Here is a 1988-nt window from a genome sequence, read left to right as displayed (position 1 = left end):
AATTCAGGTCTCTTTCGAACTAAATGATCAAAACATAGACAGAGAGATAAGAGGACTGGAGAGAGCTTCGAGTGAAATAGATGCAAACAGGTTTCTGATACTCACAATGGATCAGGAACGGGAGATATTCAGGAACGGACTGAAAATTGAAGTCAAGCCAGTATGGAGATGGCTGATGGAGAACATTCATTAATAAAAAGCTAGAAATAAAAAAAAAGAGGATGTTGGTAGTGTTTCACTATGGGAAAGTTGCTGATGCCTTCATTTATTTTTCTCTAAACAACTAATAAAATTTACATTTTTAATTACATATGGAGCAGAATCTTATTTACTGGCAAAATTATATATGCATTCGTGAAACGTACAAAAATCGGTGCGGTTGTCCTGATAGTTGTAATGCTGTTTAGTTTTTCCATAAAATGCAACAGCCCTCAGGGAACGTAAGTATAAGCCTTGATGTAATGTTACTTACCCAGATACGCACAACAAAAACGGTGCTAATTTTTCGTGCACGGATTTAACCCTGGAAATACTTCTAGAACACCGTCAACTGGCACATGGCACTCCAGTGTTAAAAAATTGCAAATTGACGACTACACTATGGTTTTCTTCTGTAAAAGTATTCTGTGCCGAATCTGTTATGGTATTATATAAGCTATTTATTGTATAATTTCGGGGTGGGATAAAATTCATATATCAATATTTTTACCATTATTTTATTGAATGGTAATAAGAAATCAGCTTGTTTCTAATTGCATCCCTGGAGTAGTACTCTGCCCTTTTATACCCCTTATTTTTATAATAATCACTATTGTCCAGCACTTTATAGGCTCCTTCTACATTTTCCTTAATATCTTTAGGGTTTACAAGCAATGCAGCACCATCTGAAACCTCTCTTATAACATCTATATCAGAGCTTAGTACCGGCAATCCGGTTTTAAATGCCTCTACCACCGGGTAACCAAAACCTTCAGCCAGTGTAGGGAAAAAGAGCATGTCACAGGCACCGTATATTTTATTAATTTTTTCTGCATTCACATCTGTAAAAGTAATACTATTCCCTACGGGAACACCTATCCTAACGAGCTGGTACTCTTCTCCCAGGCGATCCATTAATTCCCTTACCATTGAAAGATTTTTTCTTGGCTGATCAGAGGACACAGACAATATAAGTTTTTTATTTAGCGGCAATCCCAGTTCTTTGCGTAATTCATCATTTCTATTCAATGGATAAAAATTATCAGATATATATGGAGATATCACAGATATTTTACTTTCATTAATATTAAATCTAGTACTTATCTCATATTTTACATAATTTGAAACTGTAATAATGTTATCATATTTCAAATATTCACTTATATATTTTCTCAAACCAGGTCTTCTCAATTTTTCATGAAGACCATTAACATCCTCAGTGAATGCAATGATATCATGTATTGTTACAACCATATGTTTACCTTGAAACATAGGCTTGATTACCTGTGCTGTTATATGTATAATATCATTACTGTTATTTATCACTTTAATTCCGGGTCTATATATAAGATCACTGAATAAATAATTTAAAACAGAATTTTTAAAGCCTCTGTATGTTGATTTAAAAACAGGATCCTGAAATTTATTATTGAATATGAACTGAACTATCCTGCTTTCAGGTGCCATTAATGTGTAAAGGTCATAGGCATATTTTCCAACGCCAGTTTTCGAAGAATCTACTGTAATATACGTTACCACTGCTAAGCATTGTGTCATTATAGAAATATTTTTGTTACGTTAGAAATTGCCAAATTTTCGTTAATAATTTGGAAGTTTAAAATATTATGATATAATTGTATCAAATAAAAATCTCAATATTCTTTGAGTCAAACGAATGTCAATAAGATTACTAAAATCCCTATTCGGAAAAAATCAACAAAGAATTCAAGTAATATCTTTAGATAAACTATGCTATAAAGAGATTAAATGAATAATAGAAAACTCATAGC

1 protein-coding gene and 1 pseudogene are annotated in these 1988 nt (G+C 32.5%); one reads left to right on the top strand and one right to left on the bottom strand.

Annotated elements, in window-relative coordinates:
- Positions 1-193 (top strand): annotated as a pseudogene (locus AMDU4_RS07565) (ATP-binding protein); the annotation flags it as partial.
- Between the two features lie 518 nt (positions 194-711).
- On the opposite strand, the gene AMDU4_RS07560 reads toward AMDU4_RS07565, so the two are convergent.
- On the bottom strand, positions 712-1737 hold the full coding sequence (locus AMDU4_RS07560; protein WP_290704572.1) for a glycosyltransferase family 1 protein: 1026 nt from the start codon (positions 1735-1737) through the stop codon (positions 712-714).
- Between the last annotated feature and the right edge of the window lie 251 nt (positions 1738-1988).

The sequence above is a fragment of the Ferroplasma sp. Type II genome (assembly GCF_000496155.1).
This window is presented reverse-complemented; position numbering and strand designations above follow the sequence as displayed.